The sequence below is a fragment of the Paramicrobacterium salitolerans genome, assembly GCF_051513965.1.
Lineage (GTDB): Bacteria > Actinomycetota > Actinomycetes > Actinomycetales > Microbacteriaceae > Paramicrobacterium.
On sequence record NZ_CP195847.1, the window covers coordinates 2,727,183 to 2,743,457 of the forward strand.

General features: G+C 65.2%; 13 protein-coding genes. 2 read left to right on the forward strand and 11 right to left on the reverse strand.

What is annotated here, in order from left to right; genetic code table 11:
• Window positions 1-370: 370 nt before the first annotated feature.
• The 9 genes from ACSAGD_RS13170 to ACSAGD_RS13210 are packed head-to-tail and all read right to left on the reverse strand — an operon-like array spanning window position 371 to window position 11,200.
• Entirely contained in the window at window positions 371-1,051 is a 681-nt protein-coding gene (locus tag ACSAGD_RS13170) for a GntR family transcriptional regulator (RefSeq protein WP_437583221.1), read from the reverse strand.
• Between the two features lie 13 nt (window positions 1,052-1,064).
• A complete protein-coding gene (locus ACSAGD_RS13175) occupies window positions 1,065-2,513 on the reverse strand; it encodes an aminopeptidase P family protein (RefSeq protein WP_437583222.1) in 1,449 nt (482 codons plus the stop codon).
• Complete coding sequence (locus ACSAGD_RS13180) at window positions 2,510-3,820, reverse strand: alpha/beta fold hydrolase (RefSeq protein ID WP_437583223.1); 1,311 nt, start codon at window positions 3,818-3,820, stop codon at window positions 2,510-2,512. The genes ACSAGD_RS13175 and ACSAGD_RS13180 overlap by 4 nt, the downstream gene beginning before the upstream one ends.
• A complete protein-coding gene (locus tag ACSAGD_RS13185) occupies window positions 3,817-4,668 on the reverse strand; it encodes an ABC transporter ATP-binding protein (RefSeq protein ID WP_437583224.1) in 852 nt (283 codons plus the stop codon). Before ACSAGD_RS13185 ends, ACSAGD_RS13180 begins: the two co-directional genes overlap by 4 nt.
• Window positions 4,661-5,554: an ABC transporter ATP-binding protein gene (locus tag ACSAGD_RS13190; RefSeq protein ID WP_437583225.1), complete on the reverse strand. Its 894-nt coding sequence runs from the start codon at window positions 5,552-5,554 to the stop codon at window positions 4,661-4,663. The genes ACSAGD_RS13185 and ACSAGD_RS13190 overlap by 8 nt, the downstream gene beginning before the upstream one ends.
• A complete protein-coding gene (locus ACSAGD_RS13195) occupies window positions 5,551-6,546 on the reverse strand; it encodes an ABC transporter permease (RefSeq protein WP_437583226.1) in 996 nt (331 codons plus the stop codon). The genes ACSAGD_RS13190 and ACSAGD_RS13195 overlap by 4 nt, the downstream gene beginning before the upstream one ends.
• A complete protein-coding gene (locus ACSAGD_RS13200) occupies window positions 6,546-7,511 on the reverse strand; it encodes an ABC transporter permease (protein WP_437583227.1) in 966 nt (321 codons plus the stop codon). Before ACSAGD_RS13200 ends, ACSAGD_RS13195 begins: the two co-directional genes overlap by 1 nt.
• A 4-nt stretch (window positions 7,512-7,515) precedes the next feature.
• Complete coding sequence (locus ACSAGD_RS13205; protein WP_437583228.1) at window positions 7,516-9,204, reverse strand: ABC transporter substrate-binding protein; 1,689 nt, start codon at window positions 9,202-9,204, stop codon at window positions 7,516-7,518.
• Window positions 9,205-9,256: 52 nt separating this feature from the next.
• A complete protein-coding gene (locus ACSAGD_RS13210; protein WP_437583229.1) occupies window positions 9,257-11,200 on the reverse strand; it encodes a glycoside hydrolase family 127 protein in 1,944 nt (647 codons plus the stop codon).
• 579 nt (window positions 11,201-11,779) lie between these two features.
• Between ACSAGD_RS13210 and ACSAGD_RS13215 the strand changes: the two genes are divergently transcribed.
• Entirely contained in the window at window positions 11,780-13,825 is a 2,046-nt protein-coding gene (locus ACSAGD_RS13215) for a hypothetical protein (protein ID WP_437583230.1), read from the forward strand.
• 130 nt (window positions 13,826-13,955) lie between these two features.
• Here ACSAGD_RS13215 and ACSAGD_RS13220 read toward each other — a convergent pair whose 3' ends face one another.
• Window positions 13,956-14,357 carry a hypothetical protein gene (locus ACSAGD_RS13220; RefSeq protein ID WP_437583231.1) on the reverse strand — a complete coding sequence of 134 codons (402 nt, stop codon included), beginning with the start codon at window positions 14,355-14,357 and terminating at the stop codon, window positions 13,956-13,958.
• A 9-nt stretch (window positions 14,358-14,366) separates the two neighbouring features.
• Window positions 14,367-14,594 (reverse strand): type II toxin-antitoxin system HicA family toxin, encoded by a 228-nt coding sequence (locus ACSAGD_RS13225; protein WP_437585172.1) that lies wholly within the window; start codon window positions 14,592-14,594, stop codon window positions 14,367-14,369.
• Between the two features lie 123 nt (window positions 14,595-14,717).
• Between ACSAGD_RS13225 and ACSAGD_RS13230 the strand changes: the two genes are divergently transcribed.
• The gene (locus ACSAGD_RS13230; protein ID WP_437583232.1) at window positions 14,718-16,262 is read left to right on the forward strand and encodes an alanine/glycine:cation symporter family protein; all 1,545 of its coding nucleotides are present in this window, start codon (window positions 14,718-14,720) and stop codon (window positions 16,260-16,262) included.
• Window positions 16,263-16,275 lie beyond the last annotated feature (13 nt).

A 16,275-nucleotide genomic window follows, 5' to 3' on the forward strand; every position in this document is an offset into this window, starting at 1 on the left:
TTTGTGTAGCGCGGTCCCGTTTGTGTAGCGCGGTTCCATTTGTGTAGCGCACCGGTTCTGCGGCAACCCGCCGGCGCGGTCTGCCGCGCCCGAATGCCCGCCCTCCGTGCCCGTCGCATCCGTTGACCGACGTCAAAAGTGGTCACGTTTTCCGTCGTTTCGTAGCCATTATTGACAGGTGCTCCTTTCGGCGCGGGACGTGGCACGGCAGGACGGCACCGAACGAGACGGAGCGGCACGGGACGCGGGACGCGACCGCACCGAACGCGGGCGGGGCCGGGCGACGGCGCGGGCGGGGCCCGGCGGGAACGAACGGGTGACGGATGCGGCGCGCACACGCGCGTCGGGTCCGGCGCGCGCCCGCGCGACGCTACGCGTCCGCGGACTCCTCGCCCTTGCCAGACCACCAGCCGAGCGTGTGGTGGATGTGCCGACTCATGAGGTCACGTGCTCCCTCCTGGTCTCCCGCCGCGAGAAGATCCAGCAGGTCGAGGTGCTCCGCTGCGGACTCCGCGAGACGATCGGTGTTGATCATCGACGCGAGACCCACGAGCCTGGTGCGCGACCTCAGATCGGCCACGACCTCGGCGAGGACGTGGTTGCCGAGCATCCTCGTCAAAGTCATGTGGAAGCTGTGGTCCGACTGCAGATAGGTGGCGAGATCGCCGCCCTCCGCGCCGGACACGATCGCGTTCGCGATCGCCCGCATCTCCTCGAGCCGATCGTTCGGAAACACTCCCGCGAGGTCATACATCGCCGGCGGTTCGAGCATCTGACGCACCGTGACGATGTCGGCCAGACCCTCTTCGCTCACGTGCGTGACGCGGAACCCCTTGTTGCGCACCGGCTCCACGAACCCGCGTTTGACGAGCCCGAGCATCGCCTCACGAACGGGCGTCGCCGACACCCCGAACTTGCCTGCGAGGGTCGGCACCGTGAGCAGCTCTCCCGGCGCCAGCTCTCCGGAGATGATGCCGGTCGACAGCATCTGCTGCACGTAATCGCGCAGGCTCGACTGCTGCGGCACCGGCTGGATGGCACTCGTCGTCATGCGGACTGTCTCCTTAAGAGTCTTCCGCGCCCAGGTGTTCGGCCGCCCACGCTTCGACCCCGTCGGCGCTGATGGGGATCGAATCGGAGAGAACCTCAGACGCGTCCTTGGTGACCAAGATATCGTCTTCGAGGCGCACCCCGATGCCACGGAGCTCCGGAGGCACGGTCTCGTCGAAGGCGTGGAAGTACAGCCCCGGTTCGACCGTGAGCACCATTCCGTCGGCGAGTTCAGCACCCTGGTAGGCGTCGTACTGGGCTCGGGCGCAGTCGTGCACGTCGAGTCCGAGGTGGTGTCCGACCCCGCACACGATGTAGCGGCGGTGGTGCTGGCCGCGGTCGCTCAGCGCTTCGTCGACCGAGACGGGCAGGAGCCCCCAGTCGTCGAGCCCGCGCGCGAGGATCTCCATCATGACGACGTGGAAGTCGCTGAACCTGCCGCCCGGCCGAACGGCGTCGAGGCCGGCACGGTGGGCTTTCTCGACGAGGTCGTGCACCTGGCGCTGCGCGGGCGAGAACCGCCCGGAGACCGGAACGGTCCGTGTGACGTCGGCCGTGTAATAGGTGCGGCCTTCCACACCCATGTCGAGCAGAAGCGCGTCACCCTCGGTGACCTCGCCGTCGCACCGCACCCAGTGCAGGATGGGCGCGTGCGAGCCGCTCCCCACGATCGTGGAGTACCCGGGCCCGTTGCCGCGTGTGCGGGCGTGCCGGTCGAAGGTGCCCTGCAGCCACCGCTCGCCTCCCCCGGCGACGGCGCGCGGAATCTCGCGCACGACCGCGGCGAACCCGTCCATCGTGTCGTCGACGGCGCGGCGCAGCTGGGCGATCTCCCACGCGTCCTTGAACATGCGCAGTTCCGACAGCACGCGTTCGAGGTCGGGGGATGCCGGCACGCCGGCGTACCCGGCCGGAAGCGTTGCGGTGTCCAGGCGACCGGCGACGTCGCTCGACGCGGCATCCGCAATGTCGTTCTCGAGCTGGCGGCGCCCTCGCACCTCGATGTCGAGCGCGCGCGACCAGTCCTCGAGGGAGGGCGCGGGCCCCACCCAGAGCTCGCCGTGCGCGGCGTCTCCGAAGAAGTTCGTGTCGCCCGGGTAGGCGGGCTCGGGCACGTACAGCACGGCGTCGTGCCCACCGGTGCGCGGCGTCATCACGACGACGGCGTCCTCCGCGGGGCAGCCCGTGAGCCACAGGAACCCGCTGTCGGGGCGGAAGTCGTAGGCGGTGTCGTTCGCCCGCGTCGGGGCGGTGCCCGAGAACACGACGATGGTGCGGTCGGGTAGTTGGGCGCTCAGCCGGTCGCGATGCTGGGCGGATGCCTCGGCGATGCCGGGCTCGGTGGTCGGCGTGCGGTCAGGCGTCGCCCATCCCTCGCCCATGAACCGGGTGAAGGCGTCGATCTGCGTCAGGCGCGGCATGCGGGGGTCGCTGCCCCGCGGCATCGATGCGGACTTGCTCATCTCTTCCCTTCCGTGCGCAGCGGGCCACCGAATTCGGCGACCATCTCGCGCAGTCTCGGCACGACCCGCTCGGAGCCGATGCCGTCGTGTTCGTATTCGTTCGTCACCCAGGCACGGGCGTTGCCGACCCGGCTGGCGGTGTCGAGTTGCAGTCCCGAGTCGACGTACATGTCGTCGAAGTACACGGCCGCGGCCAGCGGAACCTCGTTGCTCGCGAGCCGGTCGAGGTCGTAGAGCGGAGCCCAGTCGGTCTTGCGGGCGAGCAGCTTGACGGCAGCCCTGAACGGCTTCAGCAGCCGGATCTCCTCGAACATCCACGGGTAGATCATCTCGCCCGTGAAAAGAAGCGGCCGGGCACTTTCAGCGAATTCAGGATGCCGCTCACGCTCCGCCTGCGCGGCCCACGACGTCGCTCCGGTCTCGTCGGTTCCGTACAGGGTCTCCTGCATGACGGCGAACAGCGGGTTGTCGGCGTACGAGCTGCGCGCGAGCACCTGCGCGAGGAACGTGTCGCTGAGCCGGTCGTCGCCCTCGGCGAAGGCCTCGTCGAGCAGCCAGTGCATCCGCTCGAAGCCGGGCTTCATGCCGAAGTCGATGCCGAGGCTCTGCAGGCGTCGCACCGTCAGCTCGTCGCCGTCGGGCAGCAGCACGCTCTCGGCGCTGAGCAGATCGGCGATGCGCGACACCGTGTCGATGTCGTCGGGGTAGCGGCGCTGGAACTCGCGGTTCTTCGCGGCCGTGCGCGGGTACGTGCGGCGGTAGACCTCCGCGGCGCTCGGGTCGATGCTCGCGAGCCCGCCGGTGACGTAGCAGGCCGCGAGTCCCTTGGGTGCCTGCGAGAGGTAGGTGAGCGTGAGGAATCCGCCGTAGCTCTGCCCGAGAGTCTCCCACGGTCCGGACCCGAATTCGTGGGTGCGCAGGTGCTCGAGATCGCGCACGATCGAGTCGGCGCGGAAGTGCGTGAGGTACTCCGCCTGCGCACGGGCTCCGTCGATCTCGGAGATCGTGCGTGCCGAGATGCGCGAGCTGCGTCCGGTTCCGCGCTGATCGGGCAGAATCACCCGGTGGGTCTTCAGCAGCTCGCCGATCCACCCGGAAGCATCGGCAGGCCGCGGCGATTTCCCGCCGGGACCGCCTTGCAGGTAGACGATGCACGGCAGGTCCTCATCCGCGCGGTCGGCGGCGACGAACTCGCGGGCAAACACGCGGATCGTCCGCGAGTCGGCATCCTCCTGCCAGTCGAGGGGAACCTCGACGTCGTGGTCGGTGACGCGGACGCCCGGCATCGTGTAGGTCGAAATGATCATGGATGCTTCTCCCCTGCGTTCGCCAAGCGAGCGGCCTCCCACTCGGGATTGATCTGCGGAACCGCGCTCAGCAGCGACTTCGTGTAGTCGTGCTGCGGGTCGTCGAAGATCGCGTCGCGATCGCCCTGCTCGACGATCTGGCCCTTGTGCACCACGGCCACGGAGTCGGCGATGTGCCGCACCACGGCGAGGTCGTGCGCGATGAAGATGTAGCTCAGGTCGCGTTCGCGCTGGAGGTCCTTCAGCAGGTTGATGACCACGGCCTGCACCGAAACGTCAAGCGCGGAGACCGCCTCGTCGCAGACCACGAGGCTCGGGCTCACAGCGAGCGCCCGGGCGATGCCGATGCGCTGCGCCTGCCCGCCCGAGAACTGTCCCGGGTAGCGCTGGCTGTGGTCGGGGTTGAGGCCGACGCGGTCCATGAGATCGCGCACGAAGTCGCGGCGCTTCTTCGGCGGCTTCACCCCCTGGTAGTCGAGCGGCGCCATGACGATGCGTTCGACCGTGTGCTTGGGGTTCAGCGACGAGAACGGGTCTTGGAAGACCACCTGCACCTTCGAGCGGAAGTGCGCGAGGTCCTTGCCTTTCGCCGTGGTCATGTCGACCCCGTCGAGAAGCACGTTTCCCGCGGTCGGCTCGAGCAGCTTCGCCGCGATGCGCGCCATCGTCGACTTCCCAGAACCCGATTCGCCCACGATCGCGAGCGTCTCGCGCGGCTGCACCGCGAAGCTCACGTCGTCGACAGCGGTGAACGTGCTCTTGCCCGAGAACACGACGCCGCTGCCCTGCGTGACGAAGGTCTTCGTGAGGTGTCGGGCCTCGAGCAGTGGGGTCTTCGCGTCACTCATGGCTCACTCCCTTGATGTCTCCGACGACGTCGGTGATGCGCGGTACCGCGTCGAGCAGCGCCTTCGTGTACGACGACTGCGGGTTCGAGAAGATCTCCTCGGCAGTGCCGTGCTCCATCGTCTCTCCGCCCTTCATGACGAGCACTTCGTCGGCCACTTCGCTCACGACCGCGAGATCGTGGGTGATGAACAGCATCCCCGTTCCCGTCTCCTCCTGAAGCTCCTTCATGAGATCGAGGATCTGCGCCTGAACCGTCACGTCGAGCGCCGTCGTGGGTTCGTCGGCGATGATGAGGTCCGGCTCGAGGCACAGCGCCATGGCGATCATGATGCGCTGGCGCATTCCTCCGGAGAACTGGTGCGGGTAGTGGTCGACGCGGCGGTCGGGGTCGGCGATCTTGACGCGCCGCATGGCCTCGACGGCGACCTTCTTCGCAGCGGCCTTCGATCCGCCGCGGTGGGCGCGGTAGGCCTCGGCGATCTGCACGCCGACCGTGTAGTACGGGTTGAGCGACGACAGGGGGTCCTGGAAGATCATCGCGATCTTGTCTCCGCGCACGCGTCGCATCTCGCGATCGCTGCGGTCGAGCAGGTCATGACCATAGAAGCGGATGCGGCCAGACGCCTCGCCTCCCTCGGGCAGCAGCCCCATGATGGCGAGCGACGTCATGGACTTTCCGGAACCCGATTCGCCGACGATGCCGAGCGTCTTACCCGGGTCGATGCGGAACGACGAGTCTTTGACGACGTCGACCGGGCCGCGGACGGTCGGGAAGGTGATCGTGAGGTTCTCGACCTCGAGCAGTGTCGAACCCTTGATCGGAATCGAGACGGTCTTGAGCGAACCGGTCTTGGGCGCGTTCTTCGAACGTTTCTGGCGACTCATTGTGCTTTCACCCTCACTCTCGGGTCGAGAACGGAGTACAGCAGATCGACGATGATGTTCGCCACGACCACGAGTGCGGCCGCGAGCAGCGTGACTGCCATGATGACGGGTTGGTCATTCTGAGTGATCGAGTCTGCGGTCAGCTTTCCGATGCCGTTCAGGCCGAACACGGTCTCGGTGATCAGCGCCCCACCGAGCAGTGCGGCGAAGTCCATGCCGAACAGCGTCAGCGCTGGCGTGAGCGCGGGCCGAAGAGCGTGCTTTCCCATCACGACGTTCGGGTCGAGCCCCTTGGCTCGAGCCGTCCGGATGAAGCCCTGTCCGAGCGTGTCGATCACATTGGCGCGAACGAGGCGTGTGTACATCGCCGCATACATGAACGCGAGCACGAACCACGGCATGATGTATGCCTGGAACCACTGCAGTGGATCGTCCGCGAAGGGAACCGCTCGTGGGAACGGCAGCCACTTCAGCTTGACCACAAGGATGTACTGCAGCGCGAGCGCCACGAAATAGTTCGGCAGGCTGATGCCGGAGAGCGCGACGACCATGATCCCGCGGTCCCACCAGGTGCCCTTCTTGATGGCGCCGATGAGTCCTCCACCGATACCGGCGAAGAGCCAGAGGAGAGCAGCTCCGACGGCGAGCGTCGCGCTGACGGGCAGGCGCTGGACGATCATCTCGAACACCGATTGGCTCGTCTGGAAGCTGTAGCCGAGGCAGGGAGCGGAGCAGTGAACAGCGTTGACGCCCTCACCATAGTCACGCCCGACGAAGAGGCCGGAGATGAAGATCCAGACTTGCTCCCAGAAAGGCTTGTCGAGTCCGAGCTTCTCGTGGATGTCCGCGATGCGGTCGGGCGTGCAGGTCTTGCCGCAGATCATGTACGCCGGGTCAGGCGACAGCACAAAGAAGACCGTGTAGGTGAAGACCGTGATGAGGAAGAGAACGATCGCACCGGCGGCAACGCGCTTGAGAATGTAGAACAGCATCAGGCAGCATCCCCCTCGTCAAGCTGACGTTGCAGGTGGTCGCCCACGACGGTGAACGAGAGCACCGTGAAGAAGAGGAACAGACCAGGGATCACGAAGTACATCGGGTCGACGGCGTACCAAGCGACGGATGCTGCGATCATCTGACCCCAGGAGGGCATCGGCGGAATGACGCCGACGCCGAGGAAGGACAGCGCGGCTTCCGTTCCGATGTACTGAGGGACCGACAGCGTCGAGAGCACGATGATCGTTCCGCGCAGGTTCGGCAGGATCTCTTTGAACGCGATTCTGCCCGCGCTGGCGCCGGATGCTCGTGCCGATTCGACGAACTCACTGTTGCGCAGCGACATGGTCTGTCCACGGATGACGCGCGCCGTATACGGCCACGCGAAGATGCTCAGCACGATCACCAGCAGCAATGGTCTGTTTCCCGCGGGCAGTGCTGAGAGCAGGGCGATCATGAAGATGAGCGCTGGAAAGGCCATGAGGAAGTCCATGAGCCGGGAGATGATCTGGTCGATGACGCCACCGAAGAATCCACCCAGCATGCCGAAGACCACACCGAGTGTGGTTGTGACGATCGTGGCCGAGACGGCGATCGTCAGAGACACCTGCGCACCATATGCGATGCGCATGAAGATGTCGCGGCCGCTTCCGGGTTCGACGCCGAACCAGTGCTCAGCACTGACTCCGCCCCAGGGGCCGACGGGAAGACCGCCGAGCGCGGGATCGATCGCGTTCTCGTGGTAAGCGTAGGGGCTCATGCCCGTGATCTGCTCGAGCAGCGGAGCTGCCAGAGCCAGAAGAACGATGAAGACGATCCATCCGAAGCTCACGACGACGGATGGTGTGCTCCTCAGCGCGGCGACAACACGTTTGACGGGACTGGGGGCGCTGCCGCCGTCGAGCGACGACAGCACCCCCTTGCGCGTGCCGCCCGCGAGCTCACTCGCAGGTGCAGACATATGACTACTCGTCCACGCTCTTCAGGCCGACGACGGCGTAGTCGATACCGCCTGAATAGCCTTCGTGAAGGTGTGCGTTGGCGATATTGCTGCCCGTCACAGTCACCGCCTTCTCCCAGGTCAGCGGCACAGCCGGAGCCGACTCGAGGATCAGCTTGTCGAGCTCACCCCAGGCTTTGTTGGCCTCGTCGACGTCCTTCATCTTGCGGATCTCCGCCATGCGCTTGTTGACCTCTTCATTGTCGAACTGCGCGATGTTGGAGTTGCCCTGATCGAAGATCTGGCTGCCCTCGAACAGCGGCGGGAGGAACGTGGCACCGGTCGGCCAGTCGGGGCACCATCCAGCGATGGCGGCATCCGTCTGCTGGCTCGGGGTTCCGATGATCTGCCAGTACTTCGCCGTGTCGACGACGTTGAGCTTCACATCGATGCCGGCCTTGCCGAGCGATTCCTGGATGGACTCAGCCTGCGCCTGCGTGACGGGAACCGCGCGCATGTCGAGGCTCAGCTCGAAGCCGTCTGCGTATCCGGCTTCCTTCAGGAGCTCCTTGGCCTTCTCGGGATCGCCCTCGCTGTCCTTGCTCGGGTAGAGATCGAAGTCCTGGTGGCCCTTGACGGTCGGCGGGAGCATCGTGTTGGCGATGTCCGTGAGCGCCGGACCACCTGTCGCGGTCTGGACAGACTTCTTGTCGATCGCGTAGGAGATCGCCTGGCGAACCTTGAGGTCGTTCAGCGGCTCCTTCGTCGTGTTCAGCGCGAGGTAGGTGGTGCAGCCCTTGAGTCCCTCGAGTGTGCGCTCCTGGATCGACGGCTCCTGAATGCGTGACAGCGAGGAGGCCAGGATGATGCCGGAGATAGCGTTCTGGTCATCGCCCTGGTCGGCGATCATGCGCTCGTCGATCGTTGAGTTGTCGAGACCGAGTGTCCACACGAACTTGTCCGGGTATGCCTTGCGGACCTCGTCACTCGAGGCCTCCCAGTGCTCGTTGCGCTCGAGCACGATGGAGCTGCCCGGCTTGTACTCGCTCACGACGTACGGACCGGACGAGATCGGCTGCTTGTCGATGCTCGTGGTCGTGACATCGCCGTCCGCGGGGAACGGCGTGTAGACCGGCTGAGCGACCGCACTGCCGAAGTCGGCGTACGGCTGGTTCAGGTGGAAGATGATCGTCTTGTCGTCGGGCGTCTCGATCGAGTCGAGGTGTCCGTCCTTGTAGACGCCCTCGTAGTCGTCAGCGCCCTCGAGAAGGATCTTCGCGTAGGGCGAGCCGACCGCGATATCCGGGTCGAGCGAGCGCTCCACGCCGAAGCGGACGTCTTCGCTCGTGATCTCGGAGCCATCTTGGAAGTAGATGTCGTCCTTCAGCGTGAACGTCCACTCGGTGTTGTCTTCGTTCGGAGTGCCGAGATCCGTCGCGAGGTCGGGAACGATCTCGGTCGGGTCCTTCGAGTCTCCGCCCGCGAACATCGTCAGCTGACGGTAGATGAGGCGGTAGAAGTTGTTGACTCCGCCGTCCCAGCCCTGAGCAGGGTCGAGGTGCGAGAAGTCGGTCGTCGCGAGTACGTGAAGGGTTCCGCCCTTCACCGCCTCGCCCGAGCTGCCTTCGCTCGCCCCGCCGCCGCCGGAACTGCACCCCGTCAGGGCGAGTGCCGCGGCTAAGCCGAGGCCGAGCGCGATCTTGGATTTCTTCATGAGAGCTCACTCTCTTGTCGTTCGGGCAACATCGCCCGATGGTGGGGAAGGGTCAGACCGTGCGCAGCCACACGCGCATAGCCTGGGGCTCACGGTTGCCCCACTGGAAGTAGGGAACGAGTGTGAGCCTCGTCGATTCCGTCGGAGCTGGGGCCCCGTCGGCGTCGTCTCGGAGCTCCGGATAGAGCGTCATGCCCTCGAGCGGCACCGTATTCACGGTTCCGCGGAGCACCACGCTGGGTCCGGATGCGACGATGTGTGACGTCTCGGGTTCGAAGCCACGCACATCGCGGGGGCTGACGACGATCGTGTCGAGGTCGGCGTCGTTGTCCTGCTGCTCGGCGCAGTAGATGAGCGGACCGCGTGCGACGGCGAGACTGCCGCGCACGGCATCCACTCGTGGGTCGGCCCCGTACGCGCGTGGCGCAAGGTCGAGGTCGAGACGGATGCTGTCGCCCTGCTGCGGCCGCTCGATACGCGCCCAGCCGTCGGCCACCGTGACCGGTTCGCCGTTGCGGGTGACGGTTGCGGTGCGTGCCCACGTAGGAACGCGGATCGCCAGCGCGGGCGCGTTCTCGGCGGAGCGGACCGTGACGACGACGTCGCCCCGCCACGGGTAGCTGCTCTCGATCGAGAGGTCGAGGCCGCGGTGGCTGATGTCGGATGCCGCGAGCGTCGCGACGTACAGCGTGTCGTCGTCGGTCGCGGCGACGTGGTCCTGCAGCTCGGAGACCCAGCGCACGATGTTCGGCGGGCAGCAGGGGCATCCGAACCAGGCGCGGCGCAGCAGCGGTCCGTCGTTCTCGTAGCCGGAGCGCTGCAGGTGGTCGGGGCGGCGCTGCAGCGGGTTGTCGTAGAAGAACGCGCAGCCGTCGTCGGAGAGCCCGACGGCGAAGGCGTTGTAGAGCACGATCTCGAAGATGTCCGCAAAGCGCGATTCGCCCGTCTCGAGAAGCATCCGCCATGCCCACTGCATGAGGGCGATGGCCGCACAGGTCTCGTTGTACGCCCGCTCACTCGGCAGCTCGAAGCGGTCGCCGACCGCCTCGTCGGAGTGCCGGCTGCCGAGCCCGCCCGTGATGTAGAGCTTGCTCGCGACCATGTCGTCCCACAGGTGCAGGACGGCGGCGCGAAGGTCGTCGGCTCCCGTCTCGATGGCGACGTCGGTCGCCCCGGAGGCGAGGTACATCATGCGCACGGCGTGACCTGTGACGGAGTCGAGGTTCACGAAAGGCGTGAGGTCCTGGAAGTACTCGCTCGTGAAGATCTTCGATTCGACGGTCTGGTAGCCGCGGCGACGGACCATGAGGTCGGCGAGCTCGAGGTAGCGACGGTCGTCGGTCTCGCGGTAGAGCTCCACGAAGGCCATCTCGACCTCGGGGTGGCCGCAGAATGCGAGTTTCTCCTCGGTGTCAGGGCCGAAGCGCTCCCACACGAGATCGCTGAAGCGCACCGCCACGTCGAGCAGGCGCGTGTCACCGAGCTGACGCGATGCCGCGACGGCGGCCTGGATCAGGTGGCCGAGCGTGTACAGCTCGTGGCCCCAGGCGAGATCGCTCCAGGGCTCTTTGCCGATCGAGTCGGCCTGGTAGTAGGTGTTGAGATAGCCGTCCGGGCGCTGCGCGCTCTGGATGAGCTCGACTGCTTCTTCATAGAAGTCGCGCACGTCATCGGTCGCGGTGCCGCGAGCGAGCTCGTAGGCGATTCCCTCGAGCGTCTTGTGGACGTCGGTGTCGAGGAAGGGGTAGCGGCCTCGGTACGGCGTCGATTCGCCGTCGATGACCGCGCGGAAGTTGTCGAGGTTGCCCGCGAGGCGCAGTTGCTCGACGCTGTGCGGAAGGGTCTGTTCGCGGTTGCGGCGCTGCCACTCAGCGAGAAGTCCGTCGGTGAGCGTCACCGAGGCGGGACCGAGAGAGGCGAGGCGGGACGCCTCGGAGCTGACGGCGGGGCGTCTGGATGCCGTTCGCGAATCGGACTGGGGAATGGTGTTCGACACGTAACCTCACTGCATTGTGACCTGTAGTGGGTGATATGTTACACGGCACTTGAGCGCGACTGTCAAGCCGTCGTGATCAGAATGTGATCGTTAACATTTCTTCGCGGATTTTTCTCCGCAGGGGATGCAAACCGAGTCGAACCTGAGTCAGGTCTTCCGCAATCGAAGAGGCCGCCGCGAGGATGCGATGCGCACCTTCGATGATGCGTGCAGCCCCGATGCTCACAGAACGCACCGCCGCCCGCGCTCTTCGTCGTGTGAAGAGTGCAGCACTCAGGACGAGTGCGCGAATTTGTAGTATGTCACATCCTACAGGATGCGATCTCGGGCTGAGTCACGGGAAGAACCCTGCGACTCTCACGCTGACGACAACTGTTCATCCTCACTGGAGAGGTCCATGAAACGAACACGATCCATTCCGATCGGAGCGCTAGCGGCATCCGCCCTTCTGCTGCCTGCGCTCGCCATGACAGGAGCCGCACCCGCTGCGGCCGCAGAGGCGACCCGATCGCGGTCAGTGCGGACGGAACCGTCCCGCACGACGCCGCCTTCGACGGCCCGCAGGTCACGGAGCTGCGGGTGATCAACGAGGGCAAGTTCCTCGAGATCTACTGGGACCGCTATGTCGACGAGAACGCCGTCGTCGACCCCGACAACATCACGCTGTTGAACGGCGACACCGAGATCACCCTCACGGCGAAGCCGGAGACCGGGTCGACGAACTCGATCTTCTTCGACAAGAAGAACAAGCAGATCGCCGAGACCGACGCGAACAGCATGGAGCGCCTGCCCGCCGACCTGCACCTGGCGAGCATCGCGTACGAGGGCAGCATCGACGCGGACCAGCCACTCACCGTGATGATCGACGGCTCGGCCATCACCGATGAGGCGGGCAAGGCCGCGAAGGATGCCGAATACACCGGTGTTCCGAAGCTCGACTACTACACGCAGTTCGTGACGACCGAGACGGGCATCACCGTCAAGGCCGCCGACCGCGTCGACCCGGCCACACTCGAGAACGCGGCCACGCAGGTGGATGTCGAGCTCGGCAAGTCCGACAACGGCATCGCGGCGCGAATGGCCGAGTACGGATGCTCGCTCGCGGTCTATGCCTCGCTCGAGAACGCGTACCTCATTCCCGAACACCGCGGCGGGTACGACCCCGAGATGTACGACGTCGAGGGCTACGGCGGCAGCACCTACAACAACTGCGTCTCGTCGATCTCAGAGCGCAATGTGCTCCGCACCCGAGACAACGCGAATCCCGATCTGAACACGGGGTACCCGAACGAGAACATCCTCATCCACGAGTTCGGTCACGCCGTGCGCCTGGTCGGCATCGAGACCCTCGAGGACACGTCGCTCTCTGACGAGTTCTACGAGGTCTACAAGAACGCCTACAACTCCGGTCTCTGGCCGAACACGTACGCGATCTCGAACAGCGACGAGTTCTTCGCGACGCTCTCGGCGATCTGGTTCGATGTGATGGCCGAGAAGCCGGACTGGAGCGACGGGGTACGCAGCCCCATCAACACGCGCGCTGAGCTGAAGGAGTACGACCCAAAGGCGTACGACTTCTTCGCAAAGGTCTACCCCTCCGATCTGACGCTCCCGGCGCCGTGGGATGAGCCAGCTCCCGACGAGTACCACGGCGACTACACCGAGCCGCCGGCGCAGACTCCGCGCGAGACCGCGACAGACGTCGCGTTCGGCTCCGACACGTTCCGCATCGCCGCCGAGGGAATCGGCAACGACTTCCAGATCGATCGCTTCGCCGGAGACTCCGAGAACCCAGACCGCGACGTCTGCATCTGGTTCACCTGGGGCGACGGCGTGTGGACGGTGGACTACGAGAACGGGCTCTACACGATCGCGGCCTCGGACGGCAGCGGCGTGCTGAGTGCGATCTCCGACACCGAGGTGCGCTACGCGGGCATCGCCGCAGATGATGCCGACCCGGCTCAGAAGTGGAAGTTCGTCGCTGACGCTGCGACGGAGCACACCATCTACGACGGCATCCTCGTGAATGCATCGACCGGCACCGCTCTCACGATCGACGGCCGGTTCGAGACGGGCGTCTCGCTCACTCTGGCGGCGCCCGAGGAGGCGACACCGTGGATGCTGGAAGACACGACGCGCACGGCCGAGCAGGGCACCGCGGCCTACGTGCTGCCCGTCGAGGTGACGTTCACCTCAGAGGGGCAGGACCCAGTGACGGCGAACGTGCCTCAGCAGGCGTTCACCCTCCCCGAGGTGACGGACGTGGCTGGCGCCGACTGGTCGCGTGACGGCTACGAGTTCCTCGGCTGGCGTCTCGCCGATGAGCAGCTCGACGCGGGGTGGACGATTCCGGACGGAACGACCGCCGTCGCGCTCGATGCGGCGTGGGATGCCGTGGCGCCGACGGATCCGGAGGAACCGGCCCCTGGCGATGACACTGACACGGGTGCATCTGATGGCTCAGGTGCCGGCAGCGCGACAGACAACGCGTCGGCCGACGCGAGTGGCGACCTGCCGCGTACGGGTGCGGATGCGGGCGGTCTGCTCGTCGCCGCGCTCATCGCGCTCGCACTCGGCACCACGGCGCTGATCGCGCGTCGTCGCATCGGAGCACGCAACGGATAGTCCGTCACTTTGACCGGCGACACGAGAATGCGGATGCTCGATTACCTCGAGCATCCGCATTCTTCGCTTCCCCACGCGCATCCTCATCCTCGCCAGGAACGGACAACGAAGAAAGCACTTTCGATCCCGATTAGGCGCTGGCCTTTTCAGTGTCGTCAAGCAATTGGTATACACGCGCCCGAGTGACCCCAAGCACAGCAGCGGTGTCAATCGCACTCAATTCGTATACCTCGCGGAGGCGCCTCGCCGCCGCACGACGATCGCGTGCAGCGCGAGCAGTTGCTTCTTGGGCCTCTCGATCGAGGCGCGCCGCGTCCTCAAGCTGTGCGGCGACGTCAGCGGGCTTCTCGATCTGCATTGTCACATCGAAACTATCGGCCGCAACGTCCTCCATCGTCGCGATGAGATCGCGACCCATGTACTCAACTTCACTCAATCTGCGCGCCTGAGTCCGATAATCAATCTCGGGAACATCGATGATCCACCAGCGTCCTTCACGGGTCACGCGAAGCTGATAAGTTTTGCGATTCATGTCAGTCACTCATTTCCACTCTTCAGGAACAAACCCGACGGTCTTCTCAATCGTGCGCAAGACACCGGGGGAGATCTTGTTATGCCGAGGGAGCGGAATCGGTCGTGCGCCAGGCTTTCCCCACTTCGTATGACCGCCCTTCTCGCTCAACACGGAGTACCCCTGCGTACGTAGAAATCTCTCCACGTCGTTCCGCTTCGCCTCCTTCACGGTTAAAGCATAGCCCCGCCTATACATGACCGTCAATAGTGGGATAGACACCGCATGCGCACCGGGGGACACGATCTGCTGGCGCGCGTCGACGACAGTTGTGCCGACACTACGTCTTTCCAAGTCGCCACGTCATATGTAATATGTCACATGCTTCTGACACTCGACCGAGTGCCATTCAACGACGAATGCGGCGTCATCGCACGCCGAGACAAGGAAGACATGAACGTCGTCACAGCGATAAACGACCTCATCTGGAATCCCATGGCGTACCTGGCCCTCGGGCTCGGCCTGTTCTTCACGGTGCTCACTCGAGGCATCCAATTTCGACACATTCCCGACATGATCCGCGAACTCGGCGCGAAGAAAGACACTCCCGACGGCAACTCCCCACTCCAAGCCGTTCTGCTGACGCTCGCCAGCCGCGTGGGCGTCGGCAACATCGCCGGTGTCGCCACCGCGATCTACGCTGGCGGCCCCGGCGCCATGTTCTGGATGGTCATGTGCGCGCTTCTCGGCTCGGCGAGCGCGTACGCGGAGTCGACGCTCGCGCAGGTGTTCAAGACCAAGGTCGACGGCGAGCACCGCGGCGGTGTGCCGTTCTACGTCGAGAAGGGCCTCAAGGCGAAGTGGCTCGCGGTCATCCTCGCCGTGATGATTCTCGCGGGCTACGGCTTTGTCTTTCCCGGCGTGCAGTCGAACAACATCGCGCAGAGCATGAACGAGGCGTTCAGCATTCCGCTCTGGGTCTCCGCCGTCGTCGTGACCGTGCTGCTCGGCGTCGTGATCATCGGCGGAACCAAGCGCATCGTCGCGGTCGCTCAGGTCTTCGTGCCGTTCATGGCGATCGGGTACATCATCGCCACGGTCGTGCTGCTGGCGATGAACGCCGACCAGATCTGGCCCACCATGCAGCTCGTGCTCTCGAGTGCGTTCGGTGTGAACCCGATCTTCGGTGGAATCCTCGGCGCCGCCGTCGCGTGGGGCGTGCGCCGCGCAGTGTTCTCGAACGTCGCGGGTGTCGGCGAGGGCACGTTCGGCGCGGCATCCGCTGCTGTTCGCCACCCGGCCAAGCAGGGCCTCGTTCAGGCCTTCTCGATCTTCATCGACACGGTCGTCGTCTGCAACGCGACCGGCACGATGATTCTCATCACGGGGCTCTACGACGTCACCGACGATAAGGGCGGACTGCTCTTCGACGGCGCCGGCGGCATGACCGCGGGGCCCGCATACACGCAGAGTGCCATCGACACGATCGCCCCCGGCATCGGCCCGGGCTTTGTCGCCATCGCGCTGTTCTTCTTCGCCTTCACGACCCTGATCGCGTTCTTCTACATCGCCAAGACGAACCTCGTCTACCTGCTCGACGGCCGCAAGGGCAGAGCGCTCGACTGGCTGCTGAAGATCGGCATGATTGCGATCACGTTCTACGGCAGCGTCGAGTCGCCCGACCTCATCTGGGCGATCGGCGACATCGGCTACGGCTCGATCGGCTGGGTCAACATGATCTGCATCCTGCTGCTGAGTCCCGTGGTCTACAAGGTCACGAAGGACTACGATCGCCAGCGTCGCGCCGGCAAGGAGCTCACGTTCAACCCAGAGGCACTCGGCATCAAACGTGCGCACTTCTGGATGGAGAACCACACCGGCACGATCGCTCGGGCACGCACCGAAGGGCTCGTCGATGACCGCTGACCTGGAAGACTCA

Coding starts and splice junctions, on each gene's coding strand:
- ACSAGD_RS13170 (WP_437583221.1), bottom strand. CDS start 1,051: ATGACGACGAGTGCCATCCAGCCGGTGCCGCAGCAGTCGAGCCTGCGC.
- ACSAGD_RS13175 (WP_437583222.1), bottom strand. CDS start 2,513: ATGAGCAAGTCCGCATCGATGCCGCGGGGCAGCGACCCCCGCATGCCG.
- ACSAGD_RS13180 (WP_437583223.1), bottom strand. CDS start 3,820: ATGATCATTTCGACCTACACGATGCCGGGCGTCCGCGTCACCGACCAC.
- ACSAGD_RS13185 (WP_437583224.1), bottom strand. CDS start 4,668: ATGAGTGACGCGAAGACCCCACTGCTCGAGGCCCGACACCTCACGAAG.
- ACSAGD_RS13190 (WP_437583225.1), bottom strand. CDS start 5,554: ATGAGTCGCCAGAAACGTTCGAAGAACGCGCCCAAGACCGGTTCGCTC.
- ACSAGD_RS13195 (WP_437583226.1), bottom strand. CDS start 6,546: ATGCTGTTCTACATTCTCAAGCGCGTTGCCGCCGGTGCGATCGTTCTC.
- ACSAGD_RS13200 (WP_437583227.1), bottom strand. CDS start 7,511: ATGTCTGCACCTGCGAGTGAGCTCGCGGGCGGCACGCGCAAGGGGGTG.
- ACSAGD_RS13205 (WP_437583228.1), bottom strand. CDS start 9,204: ATGAAGAAATCCAAGATCGCGCTCGGCCTCGGCTTAGCCGCGGCACTC.
- ACSAGD_RS13220 (WP_437583231.1), bottom strand. CDS start 14,357: ATGAATCGCAAAACTTATCAGCTTCGCGTGACCCGTGAAGGACGCTGG.
- ACSAGD_RS13225 (WP_437585172.1), bottom strand. CDS start 14,594: ATGTATAGGCGGGGCTATGCTTTAACCGTGAAGGAGGCGAAGCGGAAC.
- ACSAGD_RS13230 (WP_437583232.1), top strand. CDS start 14,718: ATGCTTCTGACACTCGACCGAGTGCCATTCAACGACGAATGCGGCGTC.